This is a genomic window from Synechococcus sp. HK01-R (genome assembly GCF_014217855.1).
Classification (GTDB): domain Bacteria; phylum Cyanobacteriota; class Cyanobacteriia; order PCC-6307; family Cyanobiaceae; genus Synechococcus_C.
The window spans coordinates 454,110-479,305 of record NZ_CP059059.1 but is presented as its reverse complement, the minus strand read 5'-3'; the positions used below and the strand labels follow the sequence as shown (position 1 = coordinate 479,305).

Annotated in this window: 27 protein-coding genes; 14 read left to right on the top strand and 13 right to left on the bottom strand. The window is 57.9% G+C overall.

From position 1 onward, the window contains the following. Window positions 1-39: 39 nt before the first annotated feature. Window positions 40-1,168, bottom strand: a protein-coding gene (prfB, locus tag H0O21_RS02570) for a peptide chain release factor 2 (RefSeq protein ID WP_185190281.1) whose coding sequence is annotated in 2 segments (ribosomal slippage) — window positions 40-1,092 and window positions 1,094-1,168 — 1,128 coding nt in all. Because the reading frame shifts where the segments join, the coding sequence is not laid out codon by codon here. A gap of 80 nt (window positions 1,169-1,248) precedes the next feature. On the opposite strand from prfB, the gene grxC reads away from it, so the two are divergent. After that, window positions 1,249-1,512: a glutaredoxin 3 gene (grxC, locus tag H0O21_RS02565; protein ID WP_185190280.1), complete on the top strand. Its 264-nt coding sequence runs from the start codon at window positions 1,249-1,251 to the stop codon at window positions 1,510-1,512. A gap of 11 nt (window positions 1,513-1,523) precedes the next feature. Next, complete coding sequence (gene gshB / locus H0O21_RS02560) at window positions 1,524-2,450, top strand: glutathione synthase (RefSeq protein WP_185190279.1); 927 nt, start codon at window positions 1,524-1,526, stop codon at window positions 2,448-2,450. Here the strand turns inward: gshB and H0O21_RS02555 are convergent. After that, a complete protein-coding gene (locus H0O21_RS02555; protein ID WP_185190278.1) occupies window positions 2,438-3,853 on the bottom strand; it encodes an isochorismate synthase MenF in 1,416 nt (471 codons plus the stop codon). The two genes, gshB and H0O21_RS02555, sit on opposite strands and share 13 nt — an antisense overlap. A 68-nt stretch (window positions 3,854-3,921) precedes the next feature. Between H0O21_RS02555 and menA the strand changes: the two genes are divergently transcribed. The 4 genes from menA to H0O21_RS02535 are packed head-to-tail and all read left to right on the top strand — an operon-like array spanning window position 3,922 to window position 7,431. Next, window positions 3,922-4,899: a 2-carboxy-1,4-naphthoquinone phytyltransferase gene (menA, locus tag H0O21_RS02550; protein WP_185190277.1), complete on the top strand. Its 978-nt coding sequence runs from the start codon at window positions 3,922-3,924 to the stop codon at window positions 4,897-4,899. 4 nt (window positions 4,900-4,903) lie between these two features. Further along, the gene (menC, locus tag H0O21_RS02545) at window positions 4,904-5,893 is read left to right on the top strand and encodes an o-succinylbenzoate synthase (RefSeq protein WP_185190276.1); all 990 of its coding nucleotides are present in this window, start codon (window positions 4,904-4,906) and stop codon (window positions 5,891-5,893) included. After that, window positions 5,890-7,128: an AMP-binding protein gene (locus tag H0O21_RS02540; RefSeq protein WP_185190275.1), complete on the top strand. Its 1,239-nt coding sequence runs from the start codon at window positions 5,890-5,892 to the stop codon at window positions 7,126-7,128. The genes menC and H0O21_RS02540 overlap by 4 nt, the downstream gene beginning before the upstream one ends. A 24-nt stretch (window positions 7,129-7,152) precedes the next feature. Further along, window positions 7,153-7,431 (top strand): TM2 domain-containing protein, encoded by a 279-nt coding sequence (locus H0O21_RS02535; RefSeq protein ID WP_185190274.1) that lies wholly within the window; start codon window positions 7,153-7,155, stop codon window positions 7,429-7,431. A gap of 178 nt (window positions 7,432-7,609) precedes the next feature. On the opposite strand, the gene H0O21_RS02530 is transcribed toward H0O21_RS02535, so the two are convergent. Further along, the gene (locus tag H0O21_RS02530; RefSeq protein WP_185190273.1) at window positions 7,610-8,080 is read right to left on the bottom strand and encodes a thioesterase family protein; all 471 of its coding nucleotides are present in this window, start codon (window positions 8,078-8,080) and stop codon (window positions 7,610-7,612) included. Window positions 8,081-8,477: 397 nt separating this feature from the next. On the opposite strand from H0O21_RS02530, the gene H0O21_RS02525 reads away from it, so the two are divergent. Then, complete coding sequence (locus tag H0O21_RS02525; RefSeq protein WP_185190272.1) at window positions 8,478-8,849, top strand: hypothetical protein; 372 nt, start codon at window positions 8,478-8,480, stop codon at window positions 8,847-8,849. Between the two features lie 21 nt (window positions 8,850-8,870). Here H0O21_RS02525 and H0O21_RS02520 read toward each other — a convergent pair whose 3' ends face one another. Next, a complete protein-coding gene (locus tag H0O21_RS02520) occupies window positions 8,871-10,061 on the bottom strand; it encodes a glycosyltransferase family 2 protein (RefSeq protein ID WP_185190271.1) in 1,191 nt (396 codons plus the stop codon). Between the two features lie 74 nt (window positions 10,062-10,135). On the opposite strand from H0O21_RS02520, the gene H0O21_RS02515 reads away from it, so the two are divergent. Beyond that, window positions 10,136-10,507, top strand: coding sequence for a TM2 domain-containing protein (locus tag H0O21_RS02515; protein WP_221625466.1), 372 nt, complete (start codon window positions 10,136-10,138; stop codon window positions 10,505-10,507). 30 nt (window positions 10,508-10,537) lie between these two features. Beyond that, the gene (locus H0O21_RS02510) at window positions 10,538-11,209 is read left to right on the top strand and encodes a hypothetical protein (RefSeq protein ID WP_221625465.1); all 672 of its coding nucleotides are present in this window, start codon (window positions 10,538-10,540) and stop codon (window positions 11,207-11,209) included. Window positions 11,210-11,221: 12 nt separating this feature from the next. Here H0O21_RS02510 and H0O21_RS02505 read toward each other — a convergent pair whose 3' ends face one another. From H0O21_RS02505 to H0O21_RS02480, 6 genes are all read right to left on the bottom strand, one after another. After that, the gene (locus tag H0O21_RS02505; protein ID WP_185190269.1) at window positions 11,222-11,752 is read right to left on the bottom strand and encodes a hypothetical protein; all 531 of its coding nucleotides are present in this window, start codon (window positions 11,750-11,752) and stop codon (window positions 11,222-11,224) included. Beyond that, entirely contained in the window at window positions 11,749-12,543 is a 795-nt protein-coding gene (locus H0O21_RS02500; RefSeq protein WP_185190268.1) for a hypothetical protein, read from the bottom strand. Before H0O21_RS02500 ends, H0O21_RS02505 begins: the two co-directional genes overlap by 4 nt. A gap of 224 nt (window positions 12,544-12,767) precedes the next feature. Then, complete coding sequence (locus H0O21_RS02495) at window positions 12,768-16,064, bottom strand: cell division protein FtsA (protein ID WP_185190267.1); 3,297 nt, start codon at window positions 16,062-16,064, stop codon at window positions 12,768-12,770. Window positions 16,065-16,106: 42 nt separating this feature from the next. After that, complete coding sequence (locus H0O21_RS02490; protein ID WP_185190266.1) at window positions 16,107-17,606, bottom strand: tubulin-like doman-containing protein; 1,500 nt, start codon at window positions 17,604-17,606, stop codon at window positions 16,107-16,109. A 1-nt stretch (window position 17,607) separates the two neighbouring features. Continuing rightward, entirely contained in the window at window positions 17,608-18,117 is a 510-nt protein-coding gene (locus tag H0O21_RS02485) for a hypothetical protein (RefSeq protein ID WP_185190265.1), read from the bottom strand. Window positions 18,118-18,157: 40 nt separating this feature from the next. Then, window positions 18,158-19,189: a hypothetical protein gene (locus H0O21_RS02480; protein WP_185190264.1), complete on the bottom strand. Its 1,032-nt coding sequence runs from the start codon at window positions 19,187-19,189 to the stop codon at window positions 18,158-18,160. Window positions 19,190-19,623: 434 nt separating this feature from the next. Here H0O21_RS02480 and H0O21_RS02475 point away from each other — a divergent pair, with 434 nt between their 5' ends. Next, the gene (locus H0O21_RS02475; protein WP_185190263.1) at window positions 19,624-20,487 is read left to right on the top strand and encodes an N-acetylmuramoyl-L-alanine amidase-like domain-containing protein; all 864 of its coding nucleotides are present in this window, start codon (window positions 19,624-19,626) and stop codon (window positions 20,485-20,487) included. On the opposite strand, the gene H0O21_RS02470 is transcribed toward H0O21_RS02475, so the two are convergent. Both H0O21_RS02470 and H0O21_RS02465 read right to left on the bottom strand, forming a co-directional pair. Beyond that, on the bottom strand, window positions 20,466-20,978 hold the full coding sequence (locus H0O21_RS02470; RefSeq protein WP_185190262.1) for a hypothetical protein: 513 nt from the start codon (window positions 20,976-20,978) through the stop codon (window positions 20,466-20,468). The genes H0O21_RS02475 and H0O21_RS02470 overlap by 22 nt on opposite strands. Then, window positions 20,971-21,738: a neutral zinc metallopeptidase gene (locus tag H0O21_RS02465; protein ID WP_185190261.1), complete on the bottom strand. Its 768-nt coding sequence runs from the start codon at window positions 21,736-21,738 to the stop codon at window positions 20,971-20,973. The genes H0O21_RS02470 and H0O21_RS02465 overlap by 8 nt, the downstream gene beginning before the upstream one ends. Before the next feature lie 257 nt (window positions 21,739-21,995). Between H0O21_RS02465 and H0O21_RS02460 the strand changes: the two genes are divergently transcribed. The 4 genes from H0O21_RS02460 to H0O21_RS02445 all read left to right on the top strand — a co-directional run bounded on the left by H0O21_RS02460 (window position 21,996) and on the right by H0O21_RS02445 (window position 24,641). Further along, window positions 21,996-22,649 (top strand): ARC6/PARC6 family protein, encoded by a 654-nt coding sequence (locus H0O21_RS02460; protein WP_185190260.1) that lies wholly within the window; start codon window positions 21,996-21,998, stop codon window positions 22,647-22,649. A 63-nt stretch (window positions 22,650-22,712) separates the two neighbouring features. Further along, window positions 22,713-23,531, top strand: a complete 819-nt coding sequence (locus H0O21_RS02455; RefSeq protein WP_255441097.1) for a peptidoglycan recognition family protein — start codon at window positions 22,713-22,715, stop codon at window positions 23,529-23,531. Further along, window positions 23,528-24,097 carry a hypothetical protein gene (locus H0O21_RS02450; RefSeq protein WP_185190258.1) on the top strand — a complete coding sequence of 190 codons (570 nt, stop codon included), beginning with the start codon at window positions 23,528-23,530 and terminating at the stop codon, window positions 24,095-24,097. Before H0O21_RS02455 ends, H0O21_RS02450 begins: the two co-directional genes overlap by 4 nt. Beyond that, complete coding sequence (locus H0O21_RS02445) at window positions 24,051-24,641, top strand: hypothetical protein (protein WP_185190257.1); 591 nt, start codon at window positions 24,051-24,053, stop codon at window positions 24,639-24,641. The genes H0O21_RS02450 and H0O21_RS02445 overlap by 47 nt, the downstream gene beginning before the upstream one ends. Window positions 24,642-24,684: 43 nt before the next feature. Here the strand turns inward: H0O21_RS02445 and H0O21_RS02440 are convergent, their stop codons facing one another. Beyond that, complete coding sequence (locus tag H0O21_RS02440; RefSeq protein WP_185190256.1) at window positions 24,685-24,933, bottom strand: hypothetical protein; 249 nt, start codon at window positions 24,931-24,933, stop codon at window positions 24,685-24,687. Window positions 24,934-25,196 lie beyond the last annotated feature (263 nt).

The window sequence follows — 25,196 nt, the reverse complement described above, 5'->3', positions numbered from 1 at the left end:
GGGGGCGGGGTCGTTTGGCGCCGGATTGGTGCTCATCGCTCAGCTGTCCTCTTCACGGCCTGGGCTGTCCACACCCTGGCGCAGCAGAGCCTGAATGAAGGGATCGAGATCACCGTCCATCACCCCTTGCACATCGGTGGTTTCGTGCTGGGTGCGGAGATCTTTCACCATTTGATAGGGGTGGAACACGTAGTTGCGGATCTGGTTGCCCCAGGCCGCCTCAACGATGTCGCCGCGGATGTCGGCGATCTCTGCAGCCCGCTGCTCCTGAGCAATCACCAGCAGCTTGGCCATCAGCAGGGCCATCGCCTTCTCCTTGTTCTGCAGCTGGGAGCGTTCCTGCGTGCAGCGCACAAACAAGCCGGTGGGGATGTGCAGGATGCGCACAGCCGTCTCCACCTTGTTCACGTTCTGACCACCGGCACCACCGGAGCGGCTGGTGGTGATCTCCAGGTCCTTCTCGGGGATGTCGAGCTTGACCTCCTCTTCAATCTTTGGCATCACCTCCACACCGGCAAAGCTGGTCTGGCGCTTGTCGTTGGCGTTGAACGGTGAGATGCGAACCAGGCGGTGGGTGCCTTTTTCGTTCCGTAGATAGCCGTAGGCGTAACGGCCCTCGATCTCGATCGTGCAGCTCTTGATGCCTGCTTCCTCACCTTCGCTGAGTTCGTCGACGCTCACCTTCATCCCGTGGTCTTCGGCCCAGCGCGTGTACATGCGCATCAGCATCAGTGCCCAGTCCTGGGCATCGGTGCCGCCAGCTCCGGCATTGATGGACAGCACGGCACCTTCCTTGTCGTACTCACCACTGAGCAGGCGCTCCAGCTCCCAGCGGTCCAGGTCGTTGCGCAGCGTGGTGAGCCCCTGCTGGGCTTCGCTGAGCATCTCGTCGTCAGGTTCAAGGTCGTAGAGCTCCAGGGTGGCCTGGGCGTCATCGACGGCACGTCTCCATTGGCCGAGTTGCTCGAGTTGGGCCTTCACCTCATCGAGGCGGCGCATCTGCTTCTGGGCGTTCTGTTGGTCGTCCCAGAAGTCCGGTTGGGCGGCGAGCTGTTCGAGGTCCTGCTGTCTGGCTTTGAGGGCAGGAACGTCAAAGACAGTCCTGGGCATGGCCCAGGCGGTCGGTGAGCTCAGAAAGGTCGCGCTTGAAGTCGGTGAGGTCGAGCAACGGTTGCCAGCTGATCCAATGGGTTGAACCTATCAGCGAGGTCGTTCTGCATAGGATCCAGAAGCTCGGCGTGTTTCCCCATGGCTCCGGTTGAGATTTACACCTGGCGCACCTGCCCTTACTGCATCCGGGCCAAGCAGCTCCTGGATCGCAAGGGGGTGGCTTACACCGAACATGCTGTGGATGGTGATGAGCCGGGTCGTGATGCCATGGCCGCCCGCGGCGATGGTCGTCGGAGTGTGCCCCAGATCTTTATCGCCGACCGACACGTCGGTGGTTGTGACGATCTCCATGCCCTTGAACGGGCAGGGGAGCTTGATGCCCTGCTCGCTGGTGACGCCTGAGGCTGCTCGCCATGCGTCACTTGTTCGTGCTGGATCCACTCCAGCGCATCAATCCAGCCAAAGACTCCACCGCCGCCCTCATGGAGGCTGCGGCGAGGGCCGGTCACGAACTCTGGGCGTGCACCCCTTCTGATCTGATCGCTCTGGCCGATGAGCCCTTTGCTGTGGCCGCGCCCGTGCAGCCGGAACCCTGGATCACGATCGGCGAAGGGCAGCGTCTGCCCCTGAGTCGCTTTCACGTGATCTGGATGCGGAAGGATCCGCCGGTGGATGAGGCCTATCTCTATGCCACGCATCTTTTGGAAGTGGCGGAGCGGGCCGGCGTTCGCGTTCTTAACCGGCCTTCCTCGCTGCGCGCTTGGAACGAAAAGCTCGGCGCCCTCCGTTTCAGTCGCTGGATGGCCCCGACCCTGGTGGCTGGTCGCGTTCAGGAGCTGGAAGCGTTCGCGCGCGAGCAGGGGGACATCGTGCTCAAGCCCCTCGGGGGGCGTGCCGGCCTCGGTGTGATTCGGGTCAGTGCCGATGCTCCGGGGCTCGGTGCTCTGCTCGAACTGGTCACCGAACAGGAGCGGCTGCCCGTGATGGCCCAACGCTTCTTGCCCGAGGTCAGCGCTGGTGACAAGAGGATCCTGCTGGTGGACGGTGAACCGCTCGGGGCGGTGAACCGGCGGCCGAAGCAAGGGGAATTTCGCAGCAACCTTGCTGTGGGCGGTCATCCGGAAGCGACTGAGCTGACGGACCGAGAACAGCTCATCTGCGAAGCCCTTGCCCCCGCCTTGCGGGCCGAAGGCTTGTTCTTCGTGGGGATTGATGTGATCGGCGGCATGCTCAGTGAGATCAATGTCACGAGTCCGACTGGCATCCGTGAGGTGGAGCGTCTGATGCAGCGGCCCCTGGCTGACCAGGTGATCGAGCGGCTTCAGGCTCAGGTGCAGTGAAGCTGGGGGCGCAGCTCAAGCTGATCCGCCAGCACCGTGAGCTTGAGACCCACTTCCTGCAATTCGCGTTCGGCCACCGAACCGCGCACCAGGCCTGCTCCGGCTGTGAGATCCAATTGGCGGCCCCGGGCATGGCCGCAGCGGATCGCCACCCGTAGCTCCGCATCTCCGGCGCTGTCGATCCAGCCGATCGGTGCGGCGTACCCCCCGCGTTCGAATGGTTCCAGGCTGCGCAGCCAGGTCATCGCCTCCCGGCGTGGCAGCCCGGCTACGGCTGGTGTTGGATGCAGAGCACCGGCGAGGGTGAGCGGTTGCTGGTCGGGGGCAGCGGCGGTGATCGGGGTGTGGAGATGCACCAGCTGGCCATGACGTGCCAGCTGGGGACGACGGGGGCGGCGCGGCTGCAATCCCTGGGCGCGCAGATGTTCGGTGATGGCCTGCACCACCAGTTCATGCTCCCGTCGGTCTTTATCGGAGCGCAGCAGGCTGATGGCCTGTTCGTTGCGACCGGCGGTTCCGGCTAAAGCATCGCTGCGTAGCTGGCCGTTGCGCAGACTGAGCAGCCGTTCCGGTGAAGCCCCGAAAAAGCTGTCATCTCTGTGGCGTTGCCAGAGGAAGCGACAGCTCCCCGCCTGTTGCTGACGCAGCCGATCCAGCAATGGCAGAGGGTCGAGTGGGGCCTCAAGTTGGATCGACTGGCGCACCGCCAACACCAATTTGTGCAGCTCCCCGTCGTTGACCAGCTCGATGCCTCGGCGCAGGGTCGGCGCGTAACGCTGTTCCCAGGCTCCTGGAATCGTGGTGCCGCTGACGGTGGAGATCCCTGGTTTCCTCTGGCTACTTGGGTTCTGCTGCAGCCGTTCAGCCATCAACCAGAGCGTTTCCGCCAGCGAACGCACATCGCTGCTTTGGTTGACGACGCCATGCAGGCGAAGCCATCCCTGTCGGCCATGGCAGCTCAGCTGCCAGCGGGGCAGTACGGCTTGAACCGACGGGGTGCCACCAGCTGGTTGCTGTTCGCCACTCTGCTCAAAGAAGGAGAAGGCCAGCAAGATGCGGGAGCGAGCCTGGGCAGGTGCCTCCGGGTTGCCATCCTGCACCCGGGCCAGGGTTGCGTCGCTAAAGCGTTGGGCTAGTTCGAAACGTCTTGGTCCTGCGAGATCCAGGTGATGGCAGCGCCCAGCTGCCGCCAGGCTCAGACCTGGTGCCCCATCCCAGAGGAAGCGGAAGGGGTCGGGGGACTCCAGCAGGGGGAGCTGGGTGAGGGGGTCCAGTCCCACCAGGGGCAGGGCCAGGCTGAAGACTCCCTCTTCTCCCTGCCGCTGTCGCCAGACATGCATGGCCCGGTCCAGCAGCTCGCTGAAGCGGATCTCGGCAGGGCTGGTGTTGGACTCAGCCGTCATCCGGCGGCATGGGTGGGTGATGCTGCTCAAATGTATGGGCCTTCATGCGGGGTTCAGGGGCCGAGTCCATGCCAGATCGTCAGGCTGTTGCATCCCTTCACGCCCCGGTGGCCGAGCGGCGTCGGCTTTGGAAGGCCGCGATCAAGTGGCCGATGTATTCCGTGGCCGTGATGCCCGTGGTGTTGGCGGCAGGTTGGCGTCTGGCCGCAGGCCAGCCCGTGCGTTGGAGCCAGGCCCTTGGTTTTCTGGTGGCAGCGGTGCTGCTCCTGCTCTGGGAAAACCTCAGCAACGATCTGTTCGATGCTGAAACTGGCGTTGACACCAACGGCAAGCCCCATTCCGTGGTGGCCCTGCTGGGGCGGCGCCGACCGGTACGCCGCCTGGCCAATCTCGCCCTGCTGTTGGGTCTACTGCTGATGCTGGTGGTCGCCCTGCACAGCAGCCTTGCGGTGTTGTCCCTGGTGCTGGTGAGCTGTGGCCTCGGCTATCTGTATCAAGGGCCGCCCTTCCGGCTCGGCTACCTGGGCCTCGGGGAACCGCTCTGCTGGTTGGCGTTCGGTCCCTTCGCCACGGCGGCAGCCCTGCTGGTGCTGGCTCCGTCCGCCGAGCCTGCAGCGATCGCTTTCAGGGTGCCCTGGACCGTCGCCCTTCGCTTAGGAGCGGGCCCTGCCCTGGCCACGACCCTGGTGCTGTTCTGCTCGCACTTTCATCAGACTGAAGAGGATGCCGCCCATGGCAAGCGTTCGCCGGTGGTGCGGCTGGGAACGGCGCGGGCTGCGGCCCTGGTGCCTTGGTTCGTGGCCGGAACCCTGGCGTTGGAGTGGGTGCCGATCCTGCAGGGGGACTGGCCTCTGACAGCCCTGTTGAGCGGGCTGGCTCTCCCCGCGGGTGCCGCTCTGATTCGACTGTTGAGGGAGCACCATCACACTCCTGATCGGGTTGTGGGCAGCAAATTCCTAGCCCTCCGCTTTCAGGCGCTGAATGGTTTGGGTTTGAGTGTGGGTCTCGCGCTCGGGCCTTGGCTTGGATTCGGACCCCTGGCCTGAGCCGATGGTGATGCGGCTCCAGCTCAGGCCCTATGCCTTTGCGCTCACTCGCCCTCTGGAGACCGCTGCTGGAGCCTGGCAGCAGCGGCGGGGCTGGTTGCTGCGTATCGAAGATGGCTGCGGTCGTTTTGGTTGGGGCGAGGTGTCACCGCTCACACCGCATCAGGAGATGCGTTGCGACCGTTGGTTGATCGAACGGATCAATGACGCAGCTGTGTTTGCGTCTATAGAAGAGCTGGAGCAGCTGTTAGAGAGCAGTCCTGGGGAAGTGGCCTTCGCTTTTGGGGCAGCCCTGGCGGAGCTCCAGGGGCTGGTGGGAGAGCGCAGTCCGCTGGACTGGTTGCCGGCTCCTGCATCAGCCCGTCTGCTGCCGGCTGGGCCTGCGATGCCGGAGGCCCTCACCCGGGTGCTTGAGGCGATACCAGCGGATGGCGCGCTGACCCTCAAGTGGAAGGTGGCGGCGGCAGCGGATCCTGAGGAGCGTCGCTTGCTGGCCTGGTTGCTGGAGGCGTTGCCATCTCAGGCACGCCTGCGCCTGGATGCGAACGGCGGATGGAGACTGGCGACTGCGGAGCAGTGGGCCGAGGAGCTTCAAGGTGAGCCACGCCTGGAGTGGATTGAGCAGCCCTTGGCGCTGGATGACCTGGCAGGTCATCAGCACCTGCTGTGCCGGGTGCCTGTGGCTTTGGATGAGAGCTTGCGGGATCACCCCGCTTGGCGGGCCCGTTGGTCTGGGTGGCAGGTGCGGCGCCCAGCTCTTGAGGGGGATCCCAGGCCGTTGTTGCGTCAACTGCAGCAGGGAGCTCCCCATTTGATGCTGAGCACTGCGTTTGAAACCGGTATCGGCGCCCGCTGGCTGGCCCATCTGGCGGCTTTGCAGCAGCGAGGCCCGTCACCAGCCGCGCCTGGGTTGGCCCCGGGTTGGTGCCCTGAGGATGCGCTGTTTTCGTCTGATCCTTTTGAGGTGTGGTCTGCAGCGGGGGATGTGAGATGACGGCTCCCAAGCGGTTGATCGTGGATCCCACCCAGCTACCAGTGGTGCTGCAGGAGGTGGAGCAAGCCCTTGTGGATGGGCAATGGATCCAGTTGCAGGCCCCCAAGGGGGCTTCTCCTGAGCTGCCTGCGGCCAGTGCTTGCCCTCAGGGAGCGGGCGTGATCATGGCTAGCGGCGGCTCCAGCGGTGGTCGCAGCTTGTGTCTGCAGCCTGCGGGCCATCTCGACCAATCCGCGACCGCAACCGGACGCTGGCTGACGAGTCTTGGTTTGGAACTGGATCAGATGCTTGTACTCAACCCCTTGCCGGTGCATCACATGAGCGGCCTGATGCCTTGGTGGCGCAGCCGTCTTTGGGGTGCTGACCATGTTGTGTTGGCACCTGCATTGATGCGTGATCCGCAGGCGTTGTTGTCCCATTGCCGAGCCATGCCGCTCTGGTACAGCAAGCCCCGTGTGGTGTCGTTGGTGCCCACGCAGTTGCGACGCTTGCTTGATCACCCCGCGGGTGTGCGTTGGTTGCAAGATTTAGCGGTGATCTGGGTGGGTGGAGCCGCGCTCCCCATCGATCTGGCTGATCGAGCCCGTGCGCTGGAGGTGCGGCTGGCACCTTGTTACGGCGCGACAGAGACGGCCGCCATGGTGGCGGCTCAATCACCAGAGCGTTTCTTGGCGGGTGAGCGGGGGTCTGGAACAGCCCTTGGTGATGTGGAGTTGCGCTTGGAGGCTTCAGGGGCTCTTCTGGTGCGCACCCCGCGGTTAGCCATCGGCCGCTGGCAAGATGGAGCCCTGCAGCCCTTGGTGGATGCCAACGGTTGGTGGAGATCGGGTGATGGAGCGACCCTGGATTGGGCTGCTGACGGGCAGCAGCTACTCACAATCCATGGCCGCCTGGATGATGCGATTCAATCAGGCGGGGAAACAGTCTTCCCTGATCAGTTGGCTCAGCGCTTGTTGAAAGAAGCCCACGCTTGTGGGTGTGCCCTTGATGGGATCTTGTTTCTTCCCGTGGAGCATCCAGAGTGGGAGCGGCGTTTGGTGGCCTTGGTTCGCTGCCGAGAGGGGTGTCTAGCCACTGATCAGTGGCATCAACTCCAGTCTCGTTTAGAAGGGTTGACGCGTGATTGGCTCCCTGCAGAACGACCGATCCGATGGCTGCAGTGCCCAGGCTTGGCCGTGACAGATGCTGGGAAATGGGAGCGTAAGCGTTGGCAAAAATGGGCAGATTTGCTTTAATTGCCGCGAAAATACTTCAAAAAGATGACCACCCTCTCTGAGTCGGAAATCAGCAGCAAAAAACTTACCGCCGGCCTCCTTGGTATCTTCTTCGGTGGCCTAGGTATTCATAAATTTGTCCTTGGTTACAACAATGCAGGTATCATCATGCTCGTTGTCAGTCTTGCTGGCAGTATTCCAACCTGTGGAGTTGCATACGTTGTAATGCAGGTAATTGGCCTGATTGAGGGGATCATTTATCTCACAAAAACTCCAGAGGAGTTCCGTGAAACCTATCTTGATCAGCAAAAAGCCTGGTTCTGATGTCGTTGCCCTCCCTGCGGCGAATTGCTCCCACTGGTTTGTTGGTGGGAGCAACAATTTTTAGTGCTGCTGCAGTTTCTGGGACATCACAAGGCGGCTTTCATCCCCTTTTGATTGCCGCTTGCATGCTGCCGCTCCAATGCGCTGCGCTGGTCTGGGCCTGGCAGCGCAAGCCGAATTAGAGGCCTCTGATGCTTCCAAGGGCCGATGCTTCCAGCCAGCGATCAATCGCTTCCGGTAGGGCGCAACGCCGGCGGGACGTGCTGCTGATCGCTAGCTGACGAATCAAGCCACGGGCTACATCTTGGTGATCCAGCTGGAAGCGATAGCGCACCTCAAAGCTCCCTGGATCGAGCCGCTGCGGTGCAACCAGAACCTGGAGATGATCACCCCCGTGCACCGGCCGCAGGAAGTCTGCGCTGCAGTGAACTACCGGCAGAGCGATCTCAGGCCAGCGCTCCTGGCCGCGGCAGCCAGGAAACACCTCACTAGCTTCAGTGCCGTAACGCTCCAGGCTCTCCTCCCAGGACTCATGGCACCAGCGCAACAGCTGGTGGAAATGCATCACGCCGGCTGCATCGGTGTCGCCGAAGCGCACGGTGCGGTGTAGTTGCAGCCATGTCGGCGTCGTTGTCAACGCTGTTGCCATTCAGGGAACGCTCTATCAGTTTGACAACAGTGCATCACAAGCGGCATGCCTGGGGTCGTGTATTGATTCCTTCAAGAGATTGGTATGTCCATTGTCTTGCTGTTCAGAGGCTGCAATGGTCTGGATCGTTTCCTGGGTAATGCAAATTGAAGTTGAAGTTGAAGTTGAAGTTGACTACCGTGGGTTTTGTACGGGTTTCCAGTGATTGGTCTGTGAGGTGATAGCCGAGTGGTGATCAGTGCTATTTGAGAGGATAGTCGCACCCTGGCTTTCTGGAAGGGAGTGTGAGATCGTCGTGCCTCTTTCAGGCTTGCTTATGCAGGATTTGCATTGCAGAAAAAGGTATTGAGGGGACCCATCATTATTTGTTATTGTTGCATTGCATGCGACAAGACTGATGTATCGATTGATTGCTTTGGCCCCTCTGATGGGTCTTGTTGTTTCTGGTTGTTCAGTGATTGATTCCAGAAAGTTTTCTTTGCCCACTAATTACAATGACCTCGCTGACTATAAGAAATTTGGTTTCAGTTTGGCAAAAGAGTTGAACGAAGGTGAGTGGGACGATGGAACCAAGGTGACCTTCTCTAATCCGCATGACTGTGGGAGCTACAGAGGTAATTATTACTGCGATTTCATGGCGGTTATCGAAGATGTGCGTGGTAAGCAAGGCTGCATCAACCTTGCAGGTCGTAAGAACCAAGATGGATCAGTTCAATATTCGTCAGACTCTGATACGGCTTGCCGCTGGATCGATGATTCTTCGCAGTGATATTATTTTTGGGCAATTACCTTACCAGGTGATCGGAATTTTGCTTGATAGCTTGATGATCGAGAGCCATGTGATCACAGGGTTGAGGGCCGCAAAGAAGACCAGGCTGCCGCAATAACTTGCAGATGTTGTTCTAAAGCTTTTGTCGAGTTGTGTAGTGGTTGTTGTCACGAAAATATCTGTCGCGATGAAGCCGCAGGAGGCCCAGGCTGAGGATTGCCAATCGCCTTGCTCAATTAATCGCCAAAGAGCAAGAAGAATGAAAATGGGCGTTGCCGCTGTCAGGCAGTTGGTTGCGACGACGTCAAAATAAAAAAAACAAGCTGCCAATGATTGCCTTGCAAGGCCTCGATGTTTCCAGAGGCATTGCCATTGGCCAACGCGCCAGCGAATTCGCTGTTTGATAAAGGTAGCGATGGATGTTGGTACTTCTGTGAATCCGCAGGCACTTGTATTTAGGCAGATGTGATAACCCTGACGAAGCAATGCCATGGTGGCATCGGCATCTTCGGCCAATGTGGCCTTTGAGAATCCTCCTATTGCCTTGAGCTCAACTTTGCTGAAGGCACTTAGCGCTCCGGGAAGTATCAGTATTGTGTTGGTTTGACTTTGTGCCCGTTTAGTTATTTGGATCATTTTGGCATATTCGATCGCCTGATATCTACTGAGTGTTGATGCTGGATTGGCAATTTTGAAGTTGGCTGTGGTTGCTGCAATCTCTGGGTTTGTAAGGATTGGCCGGACTAATACTGAGAGGGTTTGTTCTGTTTCCAGCTGTGTGTCGGCATCAAGGGTAACGATGAGGTCTCCTTTGGCTTGGCTAAGGCCAAGGTTGAGGGCCTCAGTTTTTCCTTGGTTGCGGCGGCTTCTTAATACTTTAATCCGTTGGCTTGGGTGCTTATCAGCGAGTTTTCTCGCGATGACTCCCGTGCCGTCTGTGGATCCGTCGTCAACGACAATGATTTCCTTGTTGGCATAATCTGACTGAATGCATGATAGTAGAGTCGCTTCAATTAATCTCTTCTCGTTGAATGCGGGGATGACGATGCTTATTGATTTCTGATTATCTGATGCTTTTGAAATTGCTAGTTCGTGTTGAGTCTGCGTGAGTTCGCATCTTTTATCTCGAAAAGCTAGCTGAAGGACGATCACGGTTCGCACCAGCCACGCAAGTAACAGGGTGTTGATGAGGACTGGCCAGCTCTCCGGCATGGGTTGGTGTGAGCCTGGTCTGGGGCTTCGCTGGATTTACGATAGAATAACTGTGCAGCTGAAATGATTAATCGGTGCCCATTCGGGAGAAAAAAGAGCTATCCCTGAGCTACCTTCTCTGGTGCCTCTCGTTTGTCGGGGTTTGTGGCGTTCAGCGCATGTACCTTGGCCAGGTTGGCTATGGCATGGTGTTGCTCTTCACGCTTGGTTTGTGCGGAATTGGTCAGTTGTTAGATCTTTTCCTCCTGCCGGATTCCGTTAAGCAGGCGAATAGGGGGCTAAAGACTGCTGATCCTGCCCATGATGCTGCTGCCGTTTCAACCCATCATGCAGCTCCATTTTCGCTTCCTGCTGGGAATTCTCAGGCCGATGACGGAGAGCTTGACCAGCTCCTGCGTGCTGCACAAGAATCGGTCAAGCGTACTCAGCAGCAATCTGGAGAGTGATCAATGGATGACCAGAAACTTGTTGACTCTGTGAAATTTCTGCTGAAAAGTGTTCGGCAGCTGAGTGATCATTTTGTTGAGACGAACGATAATATTTCTCGTAGCTTTGAGAGCGTCCGCCAAGACGTTTCTGAGCTTTCCGATCGATTGGAGAAAATTGATCAGGATTTGCAGAATTGGCGTGATCAAGAATTAATGGGTTCTGATGGGCCGCGTCGTGAGCCTGAGCTTCCGGTGCGATTAGATACCAAAGAGAATGCGATTCCGACGCTGAATCTTCCGCTCGATGGACTTGTTGATGTTTATCGCAATACCCCGGCCCTCCTTCAGCCGTTTGCCAGGCCCTGTAGTGTCAGTGGTCGCACCTTGAGTGGGGCGATTGAGGAAATTGAGCTGGAGGTGTTTGCGCAGGGCACCACATGGATGATCGAAACCCAGGATGGTGAATGGGTTTTGTTGCCCCGACCAGGAATGCTTCAGCGGCAAACGCAGATTGAAAGTTTGGGGCGTTTGTTTGATCGAAGTGCTGAAGCTTCTCCACCTGCAGAGATGGAGCTCATCAAGCCGGGTTTTGCTCATGGTGTTGAGCATGGTCGTCGCTGGTATCTCAGGGAGAAAGGCATGATTGGTCTGCACGCCGATCCGCTGCAGACCAGCCTTGAAAGACGATTGCAGGCACTGGAGTCCAGGTTGTTGGGTTGAGTTGGTCTGAAATCAGTATCGGGGCTTGATGACTGAGACAAACTCGGTCGCTGTCACAACAGGTTGAGATTGTGACAACACATTCACTGTGAAAGTTCGTGTTTCTCGCTGCGTTGATCCATCGGGATAGATAAATGTCATCACGCCGTTGAGATTGATATAGGAGCCGCTGACGCTAGAGACCTGTAAATCCGAGACTGTGACCCGTTCAAATTGAGTGAAAAAGTCAGGGTCATAGAGCGTTGCAGCTCCGTCGGTCATGAGTGAGTGGGCTTTGGTTGTGTTGCCGTCAGATAGGGCTTGCACCCATTGGTTCACGGTGCTGATGGCTAAGTCCACTGGGTTTACTCTTGGCTCGATGCGCTCGGCTGTCGTCAAGGGTTTGGGTTGTTCCGCTTGCTGTGCTTGGGGTCTCATCAGCACCGTGAAACCGACGCCCAGCAGAACCAGACCCGCTGGAAACACAAGGAGAAGCACCAGGAGTGCCTGCTGATTGCTGAACCCAGAGGGCTGATCAGATGCCGTGCGCGACAGACAGCTCACGGTGTGCCGATGCGCCCGAGAGTTTTCACGCTCCAAGTTGCTCCCGTGTAGTCCAGCAAGGCTGGTTCAATCAACTGGGCTTTTGAGATTGTTTGCTGCTCGTAGGTGAATAGCCCTTTGGAAGGTTGAGCGGCTGCAAACCCTTTCAGTGTGCGGTCGGTGGGGAATAACCAATGCTGTTGATTCACAGAAATCAGCCAGTAGCTGCCCCCCCCAGGCACTTCCTCCAGTTCAGTTGCTGTGGCCCGCCCGGTCGCGATCGCATTCTCCGACTCACTGGTAATGTTGAGCTCAGCCTGGGCTGCATCACGCAGCTGCTGTCGATCGCCATTGTTTAGGGCAGCGATCAGGCCAGCTTTGCTGATTGGAGAGGGAGCAGGGCTCTGAGCAGGAGGTGCTCCAGGGAGGGGAGCTGGTGTCGTTGCAGCTGGAGTAACTGCCATGGGTTTCGGCATCGGGGTGGCCGTAGGAGGTTGGCTCACAAACAGCTGGGTTGTCGCCGACGGGGTTGGCCGCGTGCGATTGACGACACGGTCTTGCTCCACCTGCATTTCGAGCGTGTTCAGTCGCGTGCGCAGATTGTCGGTCTGCCGTCTCAGCGATTGATGGCTGCGGCGCAGTTGCAGGTGCGCTGTGATGCCGGCGGCCAGGCCGAGCAGAGCCACCAGTAGGCTGCCGCCCGTGAGCAATGCGAAGGGCGCGGTTATTGGGCCGATCTCGACTGCGGCGTCAGCTTTGCTGGTTTTTAGTTGTTCCAGTTGCTCTAGGCGCTGCTCAACTGGGTTCAACATCCCCGGCTCCAAGTCAGGAGCTTGATCGGCTGATGGCGCTGAGCTTGAGTCGGATTGTTCTGCTGGGGGCTCAAGGCCTTCGCCCGGTAGGCCCCGTCCCTGGTCTTCAGGGCGAGGGGGCGGCGATGTCTGCGCTTGGCTCCGATCGCCGAGCCCACAAAGGGTTGCTGTTAATGCCAAGCCAACCAGGCTGAGTTTGCGTGCAGTGTTCATGGCGTTGTCCCTCAGAAACGATCGGCCCAAAGACGGCCCAAGATGTTGGTGAGTGCTCTCAGGCCAAGAATGAAGCCCGGTTCGGGTTCGAGGTCACTGGCTTCTTGGCCCACTTTGGCCAGGCAGAGGGAGCGCACTTCCGTTTCCACTTCGGCCCAGAGAGTGTCCAGGTCACACAACTGACGAATCGGAAGCAAGCTGCGGATGCGCAGCTCTGCAATGCTGTCGTCGTAGTGATCAACAAAGGCTCGGATTGCGTCGAGATTGGGCAACTCATAGCGCTCAATCTGCGACATGGTGTGAGGTAACTCCACCCGGTCACCGGCCTCGAAGGTTAGATCGTTGACCACCAGGGTTGAGCCACACACCATCACATCGCTACGGGGATCGAAATCACCGATCAGATTCACGCCTGAGCTGATCAAGCCGCAGGAGGTTTCGTCTTTGTAGGCATCGGAGAGCGTGGTTGATGCATTGCCGGCTTCACTGCCGGATGCCTTGATCTGCAGCATCTCCATCAGACGGTCGGGATCACCTCCCTTCTGGAAGCTGGAGCTGGCATCAATCCAATTGATCAGCCGCCCGCCATTGCCTCCGATGTACACCGGGGTTGGGGTGGAGCGTGTGAGTTTTCCTTCCTCGCGCAGCACCTGCTGAATCTGGCCGAGGTAGTGGTAAATCCCTCCAAAGCTGACGGCGAGCAGGCTGAGGAATTGCTGCAGCGGTTCCTGCAGCGTCGATTCCTGATTCACGAGCATGTCGAGCCGACCGGCTAGCAGCTCATCGGACCCGTAGCGCATGATGTTGTCGAGACGACTGGTGAAGTTGCGGTCTTGCCGGGCCCTTGCTTCGTCATCACTGATGTCGGCAGTGAGGCTTGGAGGGAAGAGGGATTTCAAGAATGCTGGCTTCCTGCGCAACAGCTGAGAGCTGATGTCGCGACCGGCAAAGGGGATCGACACCTGGTGAATGAGGCGGTTGTCCTGCCAGATCGAAATGTCGGTGGTGCCGCCGCCCACGTCGAGGCAGGAGGTGTGCACCATCTGCCGGTTCTGGAAGTTTCCGAAGTAGCTGGCGAAGGCCACAGCTTCTGTTTGCAGGCCACCCTCACCAGCCTTGCCGTTGAGGGCATGGCGCAAGCCTGTGAGTTTGTTTAGGTCAGCGCAGAGTTCCACCCACACCCGGCGGTACCGAGCCACCTCGTTTGGAGAGAACGCACTGGGATAGGAGACAGACCACTGCAATTCCTTGGCGCCATTGGCGGCTGCATTGGCACTGATCAGCAGTGCGACCTCCTTCAGGAAGGGTTTTTGATATTGCATCTGCTCCCATTTGAATCCTGTGCGCAGTTCGGCGCCACCGAATTCGCCTGGGCTGGGAACCCTCAAGCGAGCCTCATGGAAGAGCTCCGGCACCTGGCCGAGCACTTCCTGCCAGCCGCGCAGGCTGATGGCGGTTGCGGTTGGTGGATTGCCGCCGTTATCGGCGTTGGGCAACATCTCCTCTGGAACGAAGTACTGATTCAGCAGGCGCTGGCGTTCTTCTTTCTGGGAAAGGGTCAGAGAGATCACCCTGGTGTCGAGGTGGCGCCGTTGCGGGCCTGCACCTTCATCAATGAAGAAGTTGGTGAACGAGGTGCCGAAGTCGATGCCCACTTGCCATTGGGTTCCCTGATCCGGGCTGCTGGCAGGTGGGGTCACCGGCAATAGACCACGGTCTTGCCCGCGCTCACTGAGACGGACCAGATCCGGGAAATGGTTGGTGGTGAAATACTTCACGACCTGCTGGCCATCCCGCCCCAGTTTTCGGTCGTAGTCGGCGAATCCATCAACGGTGAGTGCTGATGGGCTGTCTTCGCAGAAAAGGTAATAAAGCCTCCAGCGCTCATCGCTGACAAAGGGCCATAGCGTGATCACCGGGAGGTCTTCCGCCACCAGGTTCTGCTCCTTCAAGGGATAGGAGCGGGAGATGGCGTACCCATCCCGCTGGCCTTGAAGCGGCAGGGTGAGGCGAATTTCCAGTTCACTGCTCACACTGGTCTGCATCACCCGCAGTTCGCAACGCTCCTGCAGTTCGCGGCTGCTGAACAGACGGCGGATTTCCGGACGCAAAGGCAGAAGGGGCGTGACCGCTTCGCCATTAACCATGGGCACGCCTTCGAGGCGGCTTGGCAGCCATGAATGCATCAGTGCTTGTTCGCCTGACACCAGATACAGCTCGTCGAGGAAAATCTGGTCAGGCGTGAGAACAGTGATCTCCTGGCCGTATTGCCGCTCGAGCTGACCGGGATCAAACCCGATGGACTCAAGCGTGGCTGATTTGTACAGGCAGATGTCAGCGGCACTGACCCCCAGCTTGTTGGGCATCTCGGGATCCACCAGTACCACCGGCTCGCCGGTCGGTGTGTCCCCAAGCGGCGCCTTGAGGCGATCGCCCAGTTCGATAGTGGCCTGGCTGGCACTGACGCCACCCTTGGCGGGGCGTGCCAGCAAGGACAGGGCCACCGGGTTCGACGGCAGGTTGGCAACGCGCCCGCTGTCCGACAGGGTCGGGGTGCCCAGCCGCCCCGCAGTGAGTTTGGTGATGAATAGCTCAAGCACTTCAGCCAGTTGCCCCGCCGTGGTCTGGCTCTGCAGATCTGGTGCTTTCAGCATCCCGTTCTTCACATGGCTGAACCAATCGGCCAGGGCCTGACGCTGGGGACCGCCGAGGAATTCAACGGGGTTGCTGAAGCGTCCACCCGCAGTCCAGCCCATCCCCTGGATCGCTTGGGGGAGATGCACCGCAGGGCAGAACAGAGTGCTGGGTGAGCTGAAGCCCACCACGGTGCTCTGGAGGGTGAACACATAGACGACTTCCCAGGGATTGCGACCGTCGGGGTGACGTGACAGAGAGGTCGTTCCGTCAGGAAGCGAGCTGGCGAGACTGCGAGAGAATGGGCCCACGGCATCGTCTTCCAGGTCGGCATGCTCCAGCAGGGCGACCCGCTGAGCATCGAGGCGTAAGCCGAACATTTCCCAGAGGCCCAGACAGGCCATGCCGCCGAACAATTCCTCCAGCAGAGAATCGCGGGTGGGGTAACGCGTGTTGAGCACAGCTTGCTCGAACTGCAGAGCCCGCGACCAGGGGGAAGGCAGCGAATTCACCCTGGAGGTGGATACCTCATACACAAGGCTTTTGGCGATGGTGCCCAGGCTTTGCTGATCACGACCCTGCCACTCTCCCGACTGTGCGCCTCCGGCCAGTGGTGGGTCTGTTTTTGGAAACCAGGGGATTTGGACGATGTCCTGGGTCTGGGAAGAGGTCATGACGAAGAGAGGAGGTGTTCAGTGAGCTCTGTGGAGAAGGTGTCAGACCACCAGGGTCCAGAGGCAGTCAGCCAGACCTGCCATGCCGCGATGGGGGATCGCATCAGAGCTGAGGCGATCCATGCGCACCTTGATGAACTCGACGCTGTCGGAGGACTCGGCGATGCGGGGTCGGGCCTTGCCTCTCACGATCCGATTCAGATTGTTCTGATAGCGATCGCTTGGCTTGAGCAGATCGGCGGTGAACAACTCCTGGCGGAACCCGCTGCCCAGATTGCTTGAGATCTGATTCAGCCACTGCAGCAGGGTGTCGCAGTATTGATCGATCGCGTTCTGCACGGTCAGCTGCTCCTTGTCGCGGATGCCAGGTCTGCCGCCTCGGCTGGCGCCAGCTCCCGCCGGGTGGAAGAACCTTTGAGCCCAGGGAGCACCACTGAGGAAGGTGCGCATCGGCACCTTTTGGGCTGCATTGATCTCTCGACTGATGTTGTTGCGCCAGGCCACGGCGAATCGTGCTCCGCGGGCCAGGGCCTCGCCCACAATTTCGTTGTCGGGCAGATCTTCCCAACTCATGCTCTGTTGCTCAGTGCGACTGAGCACATGGGCGTAGCCATTACTGCTGCTAGCTGGATGGCAGACCCCAAGAGCGGCAAGGAGCTCAACCACATGGGCGGCATTGGACTGAGACGTGCCGCCGATGCTGAAGCCATAGCGGGCTTTAATGTCGCTTCCCACTAGGTAAACCCTGTCGAAGCAGGCGCGGCCGCTGGTGCGCAGGTATTGAAGAGCAGCGTCGGTGTTCAGTTGGAAGTTGCGTGACTCGGCGTGAACGCCGGTGTCGTCATCAGCCATGCCTTCGAAATCGAAGTAGGGCAGCAGCAGAGAGGCCTGCACCTGGATGCTGGTAAGCCCCTGTTGTCTTAGCCAGTTCTTCAGCAGCTGACCGAGGGTGGGCACACCGGATGCACCGGTTCCACCGAACACGCTTCCGAACAGATGAATCACTGGAGCCTCGCCGCTGCCGGCAGCGGTTTGGATGTCACTCAGCATTTGCTGCCATTGACCCACCTGTGCCTCTTTGTCGAGGCTGATACGGCTCATCACGGCAGATCCGATGGGAGGGCGGCCGCGAAAGCCCACTTCCAGATCGGCGCTTTGCTCTTCTGGAGGGAAAAGGCAATCGAACAGGGCCGCAACCCCGGGGGCTTGCGTGCGCAGCACGGCTTTAGGGAAGACCTGATCGAGGCTGAGGGCGCCTGATGAAGTGGTGAGGGGGCTCCATTGGCCGTAGTCACGCAATTCAGCACGTGCGAATCGATCGCTGTTGCGCCCCACGGCACGGCGCATGGCGCCATAGCGGTTGATGGCGGTCTGGGCGCGAACCAGCAGGGCGCTTTGCTGGTCGGGCTCCACCAGAAATACCCCAAGACGCGCGGGGTTGCCCTCTTGATCCGTGAGCAGGCCGCAGCCGTGCAGGTGCACAAGCGCTTCAATGCATTTCGCACCTGTACCGCCGACGCCGATTGCGAAAATCGTCTTCATTTCAGCGGCCTCCCAACAGAGTGACAGCGCCAGGCACGACCAGCCTGTAAGTGCGTGGTGATGCCAAGAGGGTTGGCAGCCAGAACAGCAAAATCACATCCAGCATCACGAAGCCCATAAGGAGTAGCCAGCCACCTGCTGGCACGGGGTAGCTGCTGTAGCCAGGCAATGCGTTGGTGCCAGTGACTTGCCACTGGAAAATCGTGAACCAACCGAGGCACAGCCACCCAAAGACGACGAGAATTGATGCAGCCAGCCACCACATCGGTTGCATCAATCTTGTTTGCGATGAGCTGACAGGACGAGCTGACCAAGTCACGGAAATCCAGATCAGCAGTGCGGTGATGCACCCTCCCCAGAAGACGGAGAATGCAGGGCTGCTGCCTGTCTGTAGATAGTCATCCAGTTTGAGACCGGGGCCTACCAGGATTCCCGGAAACAGATTCAGGAAGATCCAGTTTTGTGCGATGGAGATCCAGACGACACCGAGTGCAATGCACAGGGCGAGCATAATTAATTGCAGATTTCGCATAATTCCGGAGATCGATCGGTTACCGGCTGAAAGCCAGGCAGAGAGAGGCTGCAGGTGTCGTTCCTGATTCCACCATAAGTTTGCTCAGGCTTGTTAAGAGCAATAACAGGCCGTCAGTTTGATTGGGTGCTTCTTTGGCCGTAGAATTCGATCGATTCCAGGCTACCCACCAGGCCTCAGGGAGTTGACCTCGAGGGACGCTTGCACGCAGCGCACCACCGACTTGGCTCTCGGGGATGTCAATCGCGACGGTTAAGTCAGTTCCCGTGAGTTGGAACCCTGTTGCACGGGTCCCTTTCATGCCCATGTCGATTGCTGGCAGAGCAATTCCTTCGATATTCACCAAGCCCATGTCGGGTTGCAGGTCTGTGCCCGGATTGGCGCTTGTGCTGAGGCGCAGGCCCTGTACCCCTGACTCCAGCTTCGCGAATTGGTAGTTTGCGTTGCTGTATGGGCTGTAGCTCTTGTCCCCTAACCGTAGGGGGACTTCCTTGATTTGGTTTGCAGGGGTGGACGTGACATTTTTTGCGAGCAGCGTTGGCGCATTCGCTTGCTCATCAAGAAGTGTGAGCTGCATTGAGTTCGTAGGCACTCCCGCTAATGCCGATTTGGTCTTGATCTCGCGCAGGAAGCTGTGGAGCTGGGCCTGAGGACCAGTGGCCAGGAGGTAGGTCGGTCGTTCGGCCTCACCCTTGTGAATCACCGCTCCCTGGCTGTTGTAGACATCGCCATCAAAAGGAAGGCGAACCGCCAGGATCCCGATCACGGCACCCTCGTTCACGTGCGGTTTGATCGCTTTCACCAGTTTGCTGATGTCTCCATCGTTGACTTCCAGATCAGTGATGGCAACGCGCAGCGGTGGAGCACCCTCACTTAACCCCGGTTGTTCCCAGAGGGAGCCGAGGCTGGAGGTGACTGGACGAAAGGCGCCACAACCGCTGAAGAAACAGGGATCAGCAGCTAGCGATGTGCTGGTGATTGGTGTGCTTTTGCCGCTGCCAATACGAACGGGCTGCACGCTCAGTCCATTGGCGGCTGCGCTTAGTGACACTCCTTTCAATAAGGCTTTCCATGCGCTTTTTGCCGACGCTGAGCCCGTCAGCCCAAGCATCGAGCTGCTGCCATCGATGGCAAGTTCCAGCCTCGAGCGCGGTGAGGCCGCTTCCCAGCGTTGGTTCTGCGTGGCTGTGGGGGCTTGAGTGCCTTTGACGCAATCCGGGAGTTGCGCGGAAGGAGCACAAGCCGTGAGAAGTGCTGCTGTGGCTGGAAGCGTCAACCAGGCGGCAGGGTGACGTCGGAACGTTGAACGGTTCAACCCGAATGCTCTGATGATCACTCCAACCATACGTTCCTATTTGTTTGTGGCAGGGTGAAGCAGAGGCTCGGCCAGGCTTTCCCATGATTGCGAATCGCTCGTTGCTATTGATAGCGCTCGCTTTGCTTCTGACCGGGGCAGCTCACCCCCTTCCCAGTGATCCCGCAGGCGTGAACGCCCTTGATAAGGCTGGGCTTGCCGAGCAAACACGCCAGCAGCATCCCGCCAGGGAGACAGCACCTTTTGATTTCAAGGTGATTCCTGGAACGCAGGCTGCATTCGACAGATTGCAGCCACTGATTACTGGCCTGTCTGGGGCTCAAACCGTTGCGATCTTGGCGTTGCATTTTTTGGGCACACCGTATGCAGCCTTCTCTCTTGATGCCGACCGTCAAGAGCGAGTTCAGCTGGATTTGACCCGTTTTGACTGCATGCTGTTTGTCGAGCAATTGCTCGCTTTGGCTGCTTCTCAAACCTGGAATGGATTCGCAGAGGTGACAAGGCAACTGCGATATGCCAATGGAGAGGTGGGCTATTGCTCAAGGCACCATTACTTTCATTACTGGGGTCGCTCTGCTGAAGCCGCTGGCCTTGTTGATGACATCACCAGGGATCTACCAGGCCAGCAGTCACGTGTCTTGAAGCTGAATTACATGTCGAGTCATCCAGAGCTATATGCTCCGCTGCGCAATCAATCCACCTTGGCCTGTATCACTCGATTGGAGCAGGTCTACGATGTTGTGCAGACCTACATCCCAAATTCAAGCCTGAATCGGGTCAGTTCCCTTTTGCGAAGTGGTGATCTGTTTGCGGTGGCCACCTCGATTCGCGGCTTGGATGTCACGCATATGGGAGTGATTGTGAATGATGATTCGGGTGTGTCTGCGGTCCATGCGGTGCCGGGGCAGGGGGTGATCCGCTCCAAGTCGTTTCACCGTTACGTCCAATCTGTTCCTGAGTCGATTGGAGCTGTGATCCTTCGACCGCGGTCTGTTTTGCAGACGGGAGTGGGTCAGGAGCAGCCAGGCACCTGAGTTCTGAGGTTTTGCCAGAGCACCACAAGCTCTGTTTGGTCTTTGTTGATGGCGCGGCCGTGCATCTGAGGAACGACTTGATAGAAGCGATAGTCGACTATTGCTTCGCATCGGCGGATCTGCTGCCATTCACGGGCTAAAGCCCCGCTTTGATTGCTGAGCTTTACTCCGTACAAGGAAGGATGTCTACGCCAGAAAATCGCATCCGCAAGATCGTCGAGTTGTCTGTCCTCAGACCGTGTTGATGCTGGGTTCGGCACCGGTGGAGAGATCTTGTCTTTGGGCAAAGGCTCTCTGTCCCATGTGGGCCTTTCTGCCTGTTCTCGCCCGGGTTGCGTCTCGGTGTTGGGCGTTGTTGGCTCTGTTGCGGTCTCCGGGCGATTGATCAGCGCCAACACGACAAAGCCTGCGCTCATCAGGCCCAGCGGAAAGGCAAGAATCAGTGCCAGCAGCGCATGCTGCTTGGTGAGGCCTCGGTTGGGTTCAGTCATCCACCCGGGCGCGATTGATCATGGTGATCACGCCGACCAGGATCAGAATCAAGAGCATACCTCCAATCCCTAAGCCCAGAAGGGGAGTGACAGGGGATGCTCCGTTGTTCAGAGGAGCGATGGGTGGAGGGTGTTGTTCTGCGGTTGGTGGCACTCCAGGAGATTGTGCTGGAGGGAGTGGGTTGGTTGGAGGCGGTGACGTATCACCAGGCAAGCGGAATCCCTGCTGATACCCCTGTTCAAAGGCTTGGCGACGTTCTATAGGGGTGCCGTGGTGATCGTGGTGGTACACCTCGTAGTCGCCAACTGCTGCAAAGGTCGCACGGGCTTCATTGACGTCACCTGCTTCCAGAAGCCCCTTCTGCTCCACATATCGCGCGAAGCCCCCTGCGAAGGCATCAGCGGCCAGCTCTCCCTCTTTGCCCCTGGGATGCAACTTGCGTTGACTCATATAGGCATGGCCGAATTCGTGGGACAGGATCGACAGTGCTCCGAAATCGCCGTACTTGCTGGCGACCTGGTCTCCAAGTCCTATCTCCAAATAGATGGTGTGGTCGCCTGGACAGTACGCGGGTGCATCGATGCCCGATTGAGGGCAAGCACGCGAAAAGGCAGTGCCCTTGTAGATGAACAGCCTTGGAGAAGGCATATTCGCGCCCTGTGGCAGTGTCTTGATGTACTGATTCAGCAGATCTTCCACTGCTGCGGCATGGCGGAGATCCCATGCGGCGTGAGCTGGTGATTGATGCAGGATTTGCATCGCAGCACAGCTTCCCAGTGCCGACCATGGTCTTGGCGTTTTGCTGAACAACAGGCTGCATCCCCCTTGCCAAGGATCAGGTTTACGATTCTGTTTCGATGTGTCCCTGGAGTCGTGTGATGACACCTGCTTCAATCGCCCTGGTTCCCATCCTGGTCGTTAGCCCATTGTGACCGTTGGCCTTATGGCTTTTTCTGGGTCAGGGCCTGCAAGCTCGGTGCTGTTGCATCGACCCCATCTTCCTCCGAGGTGATTCCGTGAGTCGCTCAACGTCAATCAAGGGCCTCCGTTTAGGGCGGCGCGGCGCGCAAGGTTTCAGTAATCAGCAAGCCCTGTTGGTTCTTTTGCTGATTTTCCCAATTGGCTTGGTGGGGCTGGGGCTTGTCGTGTTGCTCCTGCAGCGTCAGGGCACGGTGACAACTGCGCAGGCTCCCGCTCCCCAGGCCGTCGAGCGTCCGGACTCCTCAGATCGATCCACCACGATTCAGCCGCTGCCCACGCAAAAACAGCCTGCGGCTCAGCCGTCTGGACTCACACAAGAGCAAGCGAGAGCCATCGTTGAACAATGGCTCACGGTGAAATCTCAGATCTTTGCACCACCATTTAATACAGATTTGGCCGATCAGGTGGTTGCAGCAGGACCGTTGTGGACAGATCTCACTAAGCCAGATGGTTCGATTCAGTGGCTAAAAAATAATAATAGCTATTATAGTTATTCTGCGATCAAGGTGAATCGTGTGATGCGCTATATGCCCTCGCCTTCCATGCCTTCGATCGTTGTTTCTGTGACCGAAGTATCTGTTCTGCATTCACCCAAGGGCAGCGAAACGTCCTCAAGTACTAAAGACTGGCTTTATACCCTCAAAGAAGAGTCTGGTCGATGGAAAATTTGGGATTATCGCAAACAGTAAATGTCTAATTTTCGCGTTACTTCTGTTGTTGCAGCCCTCATCCTTCTCAGCGGTTGTTCGGCCTTGCCGCTCCGCTTCCCTTGGCAATCCGTCTCTGATCAGCATCCCTCGATCAATGGTCATGCCGATTCCAATGACGAGGGTGGACCCCAGCCAAAGAGCAAAATATCGAAACAAGGTCTGTCACTTCCTCCTTTGATGGAGTTGGCGGATGCGGGTGTGCCGCCTGCAACGAAGCAGGAGATTGCCAGCTGTGTCAAAACGCTTGGGCTAACTGAGGAGGAGGATCAAACCGCCGATACCACCAATTTTGGCGACCGAAAAGTTGTCGATACCTGGAAGCGACCTCTGCAGGCTGAACCACTCATCATCGTTTTGCATGAAACGGTGATCAGCGAGAAAGCGACGGTTGCATTCTTTCAAACTCCTCATCCCAATGATGCGGATCAGGCCAGTTATCACATGCTGATTGCCCGTGATGGCACACGCGTGCGCATCGTTCCGGATGAAAAGCGCGCCTATGGGGCGGGGATGTCGGCTTTTGGTGATGTCACCCAGCGCACTAAGCCGTCCAGCGTGGGATCAGTGAACAATATTGCCCTGCATATCAGCCTTGTGTCGCCAGAGGATGGTCGGGACGACCGCAGTGGGCACTCCGGCTACACCCAGGCTCAATATCGAACTCTGGCAGCCCAGGTGTTGCTATGGCAGGCCAAATTCGGAATTCCTCTAACGCGTCTGACGACCCACGAAGCGATTGATCGCAGCCATAGCCGCTACGACCCGCGTAGCTTCCGTTGGGATCGCTTCGACCCCGAATACCAAGCATCGGCTCGTCTCTGCGGTTTTGAACGGTTCGATAACGGGCAGGCCGGCTTGTGACTTCAAAGCAAGACGGTGTCGATCAGCTTCGTTCAACCGCCGAGGAAGCAGAGCGTTTTCTTCAGTCTCTTGATGAGGAGGCTGATTCAAGTGTGATCTCTTCACTTTCACACTCTGCTGCGATCTCTAAACCAGCTGATTATGTTGGTTTAGATGAAAGTGATCGATCCTTCTCATCAACCGCCACCGGCAATGATTCTGCGCAACCCGCTATCGTTCTTTTGATCATCGCCATGTTGTTGAGCCCACTCGTGTTGCTGGTGGTTTGGCGCAATGGAGAGCAATCATCGGTGCAGTCTTTGCCTACATTGCGTTATGCCTCCAGCTGCGGTTCCCCGCCAGGTGCGGCAAAGCGTTGGTGGCCAGTGCTGGGTCCACCGGACAGGAATTTGTTGCGAATCATTCGAGATCGATACTGCGGTGATGCCTATATCACTGCCGAAGGATCTTTGCAAGTGGCAAGTTTTGATTCGGTGGAGGAAGCAGAACGTTTTCGAAGGCAGCTTCAGAAATCAACAGGTGCTGCGTTTCGTGTTGGAGAAGGGGTGTATCGATACGATGGATAAATGTTTTATGGATCGATTGTGGAGTTGCCGACTTGTTGTAGTTATTGCTTCTTGTGCTGCTCTTCAGGCCTGCTTGGCTTCTCCTTCTTCACGGCTCAGTGGTAAGTATTGCTTGGATGGGATGGATGATAGTTCGTCTGCAGAGCAGTTCTCCTGTCTTTATCTCGAGCCTGATGGAAAGGCTGCTGTCACGATGTTTGGTGTCCTTACTGATGCGCAATGGCAGTTTCTTGAACAGAACAGGATCAAGCTTGTGAATCAGTCAACTGGTACAGGTTTAACCCTCGATGTTTCGCCAGATCAATCAGAGTTGGTTGGTCTGCTGGGTTTTGTTCGCTACGTCAAGCATCAGTCTGCCAAGCCTTCTCATCAACCATTGCCATCAGCTAGCCATCCCCCACCGCTTGGCCCACAATCTCCTCAACCGTTTTCGAGTCCATCTCCTGCGGCACCTTTGCTAGGGGCGGCTGGTTTTTTAGTTGTTGCTTCTCTTTTGGTTGGATTGTTTGTGCTGATCAGGCGGCAAGGCGACGACGATTTTTGATTGGTCGCTCACTCGAGGGTCCCCTTTGCCACTGTTCGGAGTACTAGCTAGGAGGTGTAAAGGCAAATGTACCTCCGGGCAGGCTGACGCGAACATCACCGTCATCATCCATACGCCAGTTTCCAATGTAGCGCTCGCCTTCAAGGAACACTTCCACCTCATTGTTCTCCCATAGCACCACGGATCGTTTCAGGCCTGAGGGCTCAATCACGTCGAAGACTCGATCACCGTTGACGTTGACTCTTTGGGTCACGTTGCAACGATTACCGATCAAACTGCCTTCCCGCTGCATCTGGAACCAGCAGGTGTTCCCACTGACGGTGGGGCGTGCAGATCCTGGATTTGCCAAGGGTTTGGTGTCCGTTGACGGCGCCGGCCTGTTGATTTCTGTCGCCTCTTGAGCAGGAGGTGCACTCGGAGACGGTGTCTGTATGGCTGGCGCAGGGGCCTCGGCTGTGGAGACAGAGTTGGATCGTATTGCAAGGGTGACTACGACCCCGATGCCAATCATTCCGATTGGAAAAACTATTAGTAGTGCGAGCAGTGCCTGTTGAT

What these genes read in the sequence shown, in the direction of transcription:
- H0O21_RS02440 (WP_185190256.1), bottom strand. Translation starts at nt 24,933, where the DNA reads ATGCAGCGGGAAGGCAGTTTGATCGGTAATCGTTGCAACGTGACCCAA.
- H0O21_RS02540 (WP_185190275.1), top strand. Translation starts at nt 5,890, where the DNA reads ATGACGGCTCCCAAGCGGTTGATCGTGGATCCCACCCAGCTACCAGTG.
- H0O21_RS02495 (WP_185190267.1), bottom strand. Translation starts at nt 16,064, where the DNA reads ATGACCTCTTCCCAGACCCAGGACATCGTCCAAATCCCCTGGTTTCCA.
- H0O21_RS02490 (WP_185190266.1), bottom strand. Translation starts at nt 17,606, where the DNA reads ATGAAGACGATTTTCGCAATCGGCGTCGGCGGTACAGGTGCGAAATGC.
- H0O21_RS02520 (WP_185190271.1), bottom strand. Translation starts at nt 10,061, where the DNA reads ATGCCGGAGAGCTGGCCAGTCCTCATCAACACCCTGTTACTTGCGTGG.
- H0O21_RS02465 (WP_185190261.1), bottom strand. Translation starts at nt 21,738, where the DNA reads ATGCAAATCCTGCATCAATCACCAGCTCACGCCGCATGGGATCTCCGC.
- H0O21_RS02500 (WP_185190268.1), bottom strand. Translation starts at nt 12,543, where the DNA reads ATGTTGAACCCAGTTGAGCAGCGCCTAGAGCAACTGGAACAACTAAAA.
- grxC (WP_185190280.1), top strand. Translation starts at nt 1,249, where the DNA reads ATGGCTCCGGTTGAGATTTACACCTGGCGCACCTGCCCTTACTGCATC.
- menC (WP_185190276.1), top strand. Translation starts at nt 4,904, where the DNA reads ATGGTGATGCGGCTCCAGCTCAGGCCCTATGCCTTTGCGCTCACTCGC.
- H0O21_RS02530 (WP_185190273.1), bottom strand. Translation starts at nt 8,080, where the DNA reads ATGGCAACAGCGTTGACAACGACGCCGACATGGCTGCAACTACACCGC.
- H0O21_RS02470 (WP_185190262.1), bottom strand. Translation starts at nt 20,978, where the DNA reads ATGACTGAACCCAACCGAGGCCTCACCAAGCAGCATGCGCTGCTGGCA.
- H0O21_RS02525 (WP_185190272.1), top strand. Translation starts at nt 8,478, where the DNA reads ATGTATCGATTGATTGCTTTGGCCCCTCTGATGGGTCTTGTTGTTTCT.
- gshB (WP_185190279.1), top strand. Translation starts at nt 1,524, where the DNA reads ATGCGTCACTTGTTCGTGCTGGATCCACTCCAGCGCATCAATCCAGCC.
- H0O21_RS02485 (WP_185190265.1), bottom strand. Translation starts at nt 18,117, where the DNA reads ATGCTCGCCCTGTGCATTGCACTCGGTGTCGTCTGGATCTCCATCGCA.
- H0O21_RS02535 (WP_185190274.1), top strand. Translation starts at nt 7,153, where the DNA reads ATGACCACCCTCTCTGAGTCGGAAATCAGCAGCAAAAAACTTACCGCC.
- H0O21_RS02555 (WP_185190278.1), bottom strand. Translation starts at nt 3,853, where the DNA reads ATGACGGCTGAGTCCAACACCAGCCCTGCCGAGATCCGCTTCAGCGAG.
- menA (WP_185190277.1), top strand. Translation starts at nt 3,922, where the DNA reads ATGCCAGATCGTCAGGCTGTTGCATCCCTTCACGCCCCGGTGGCCGAG.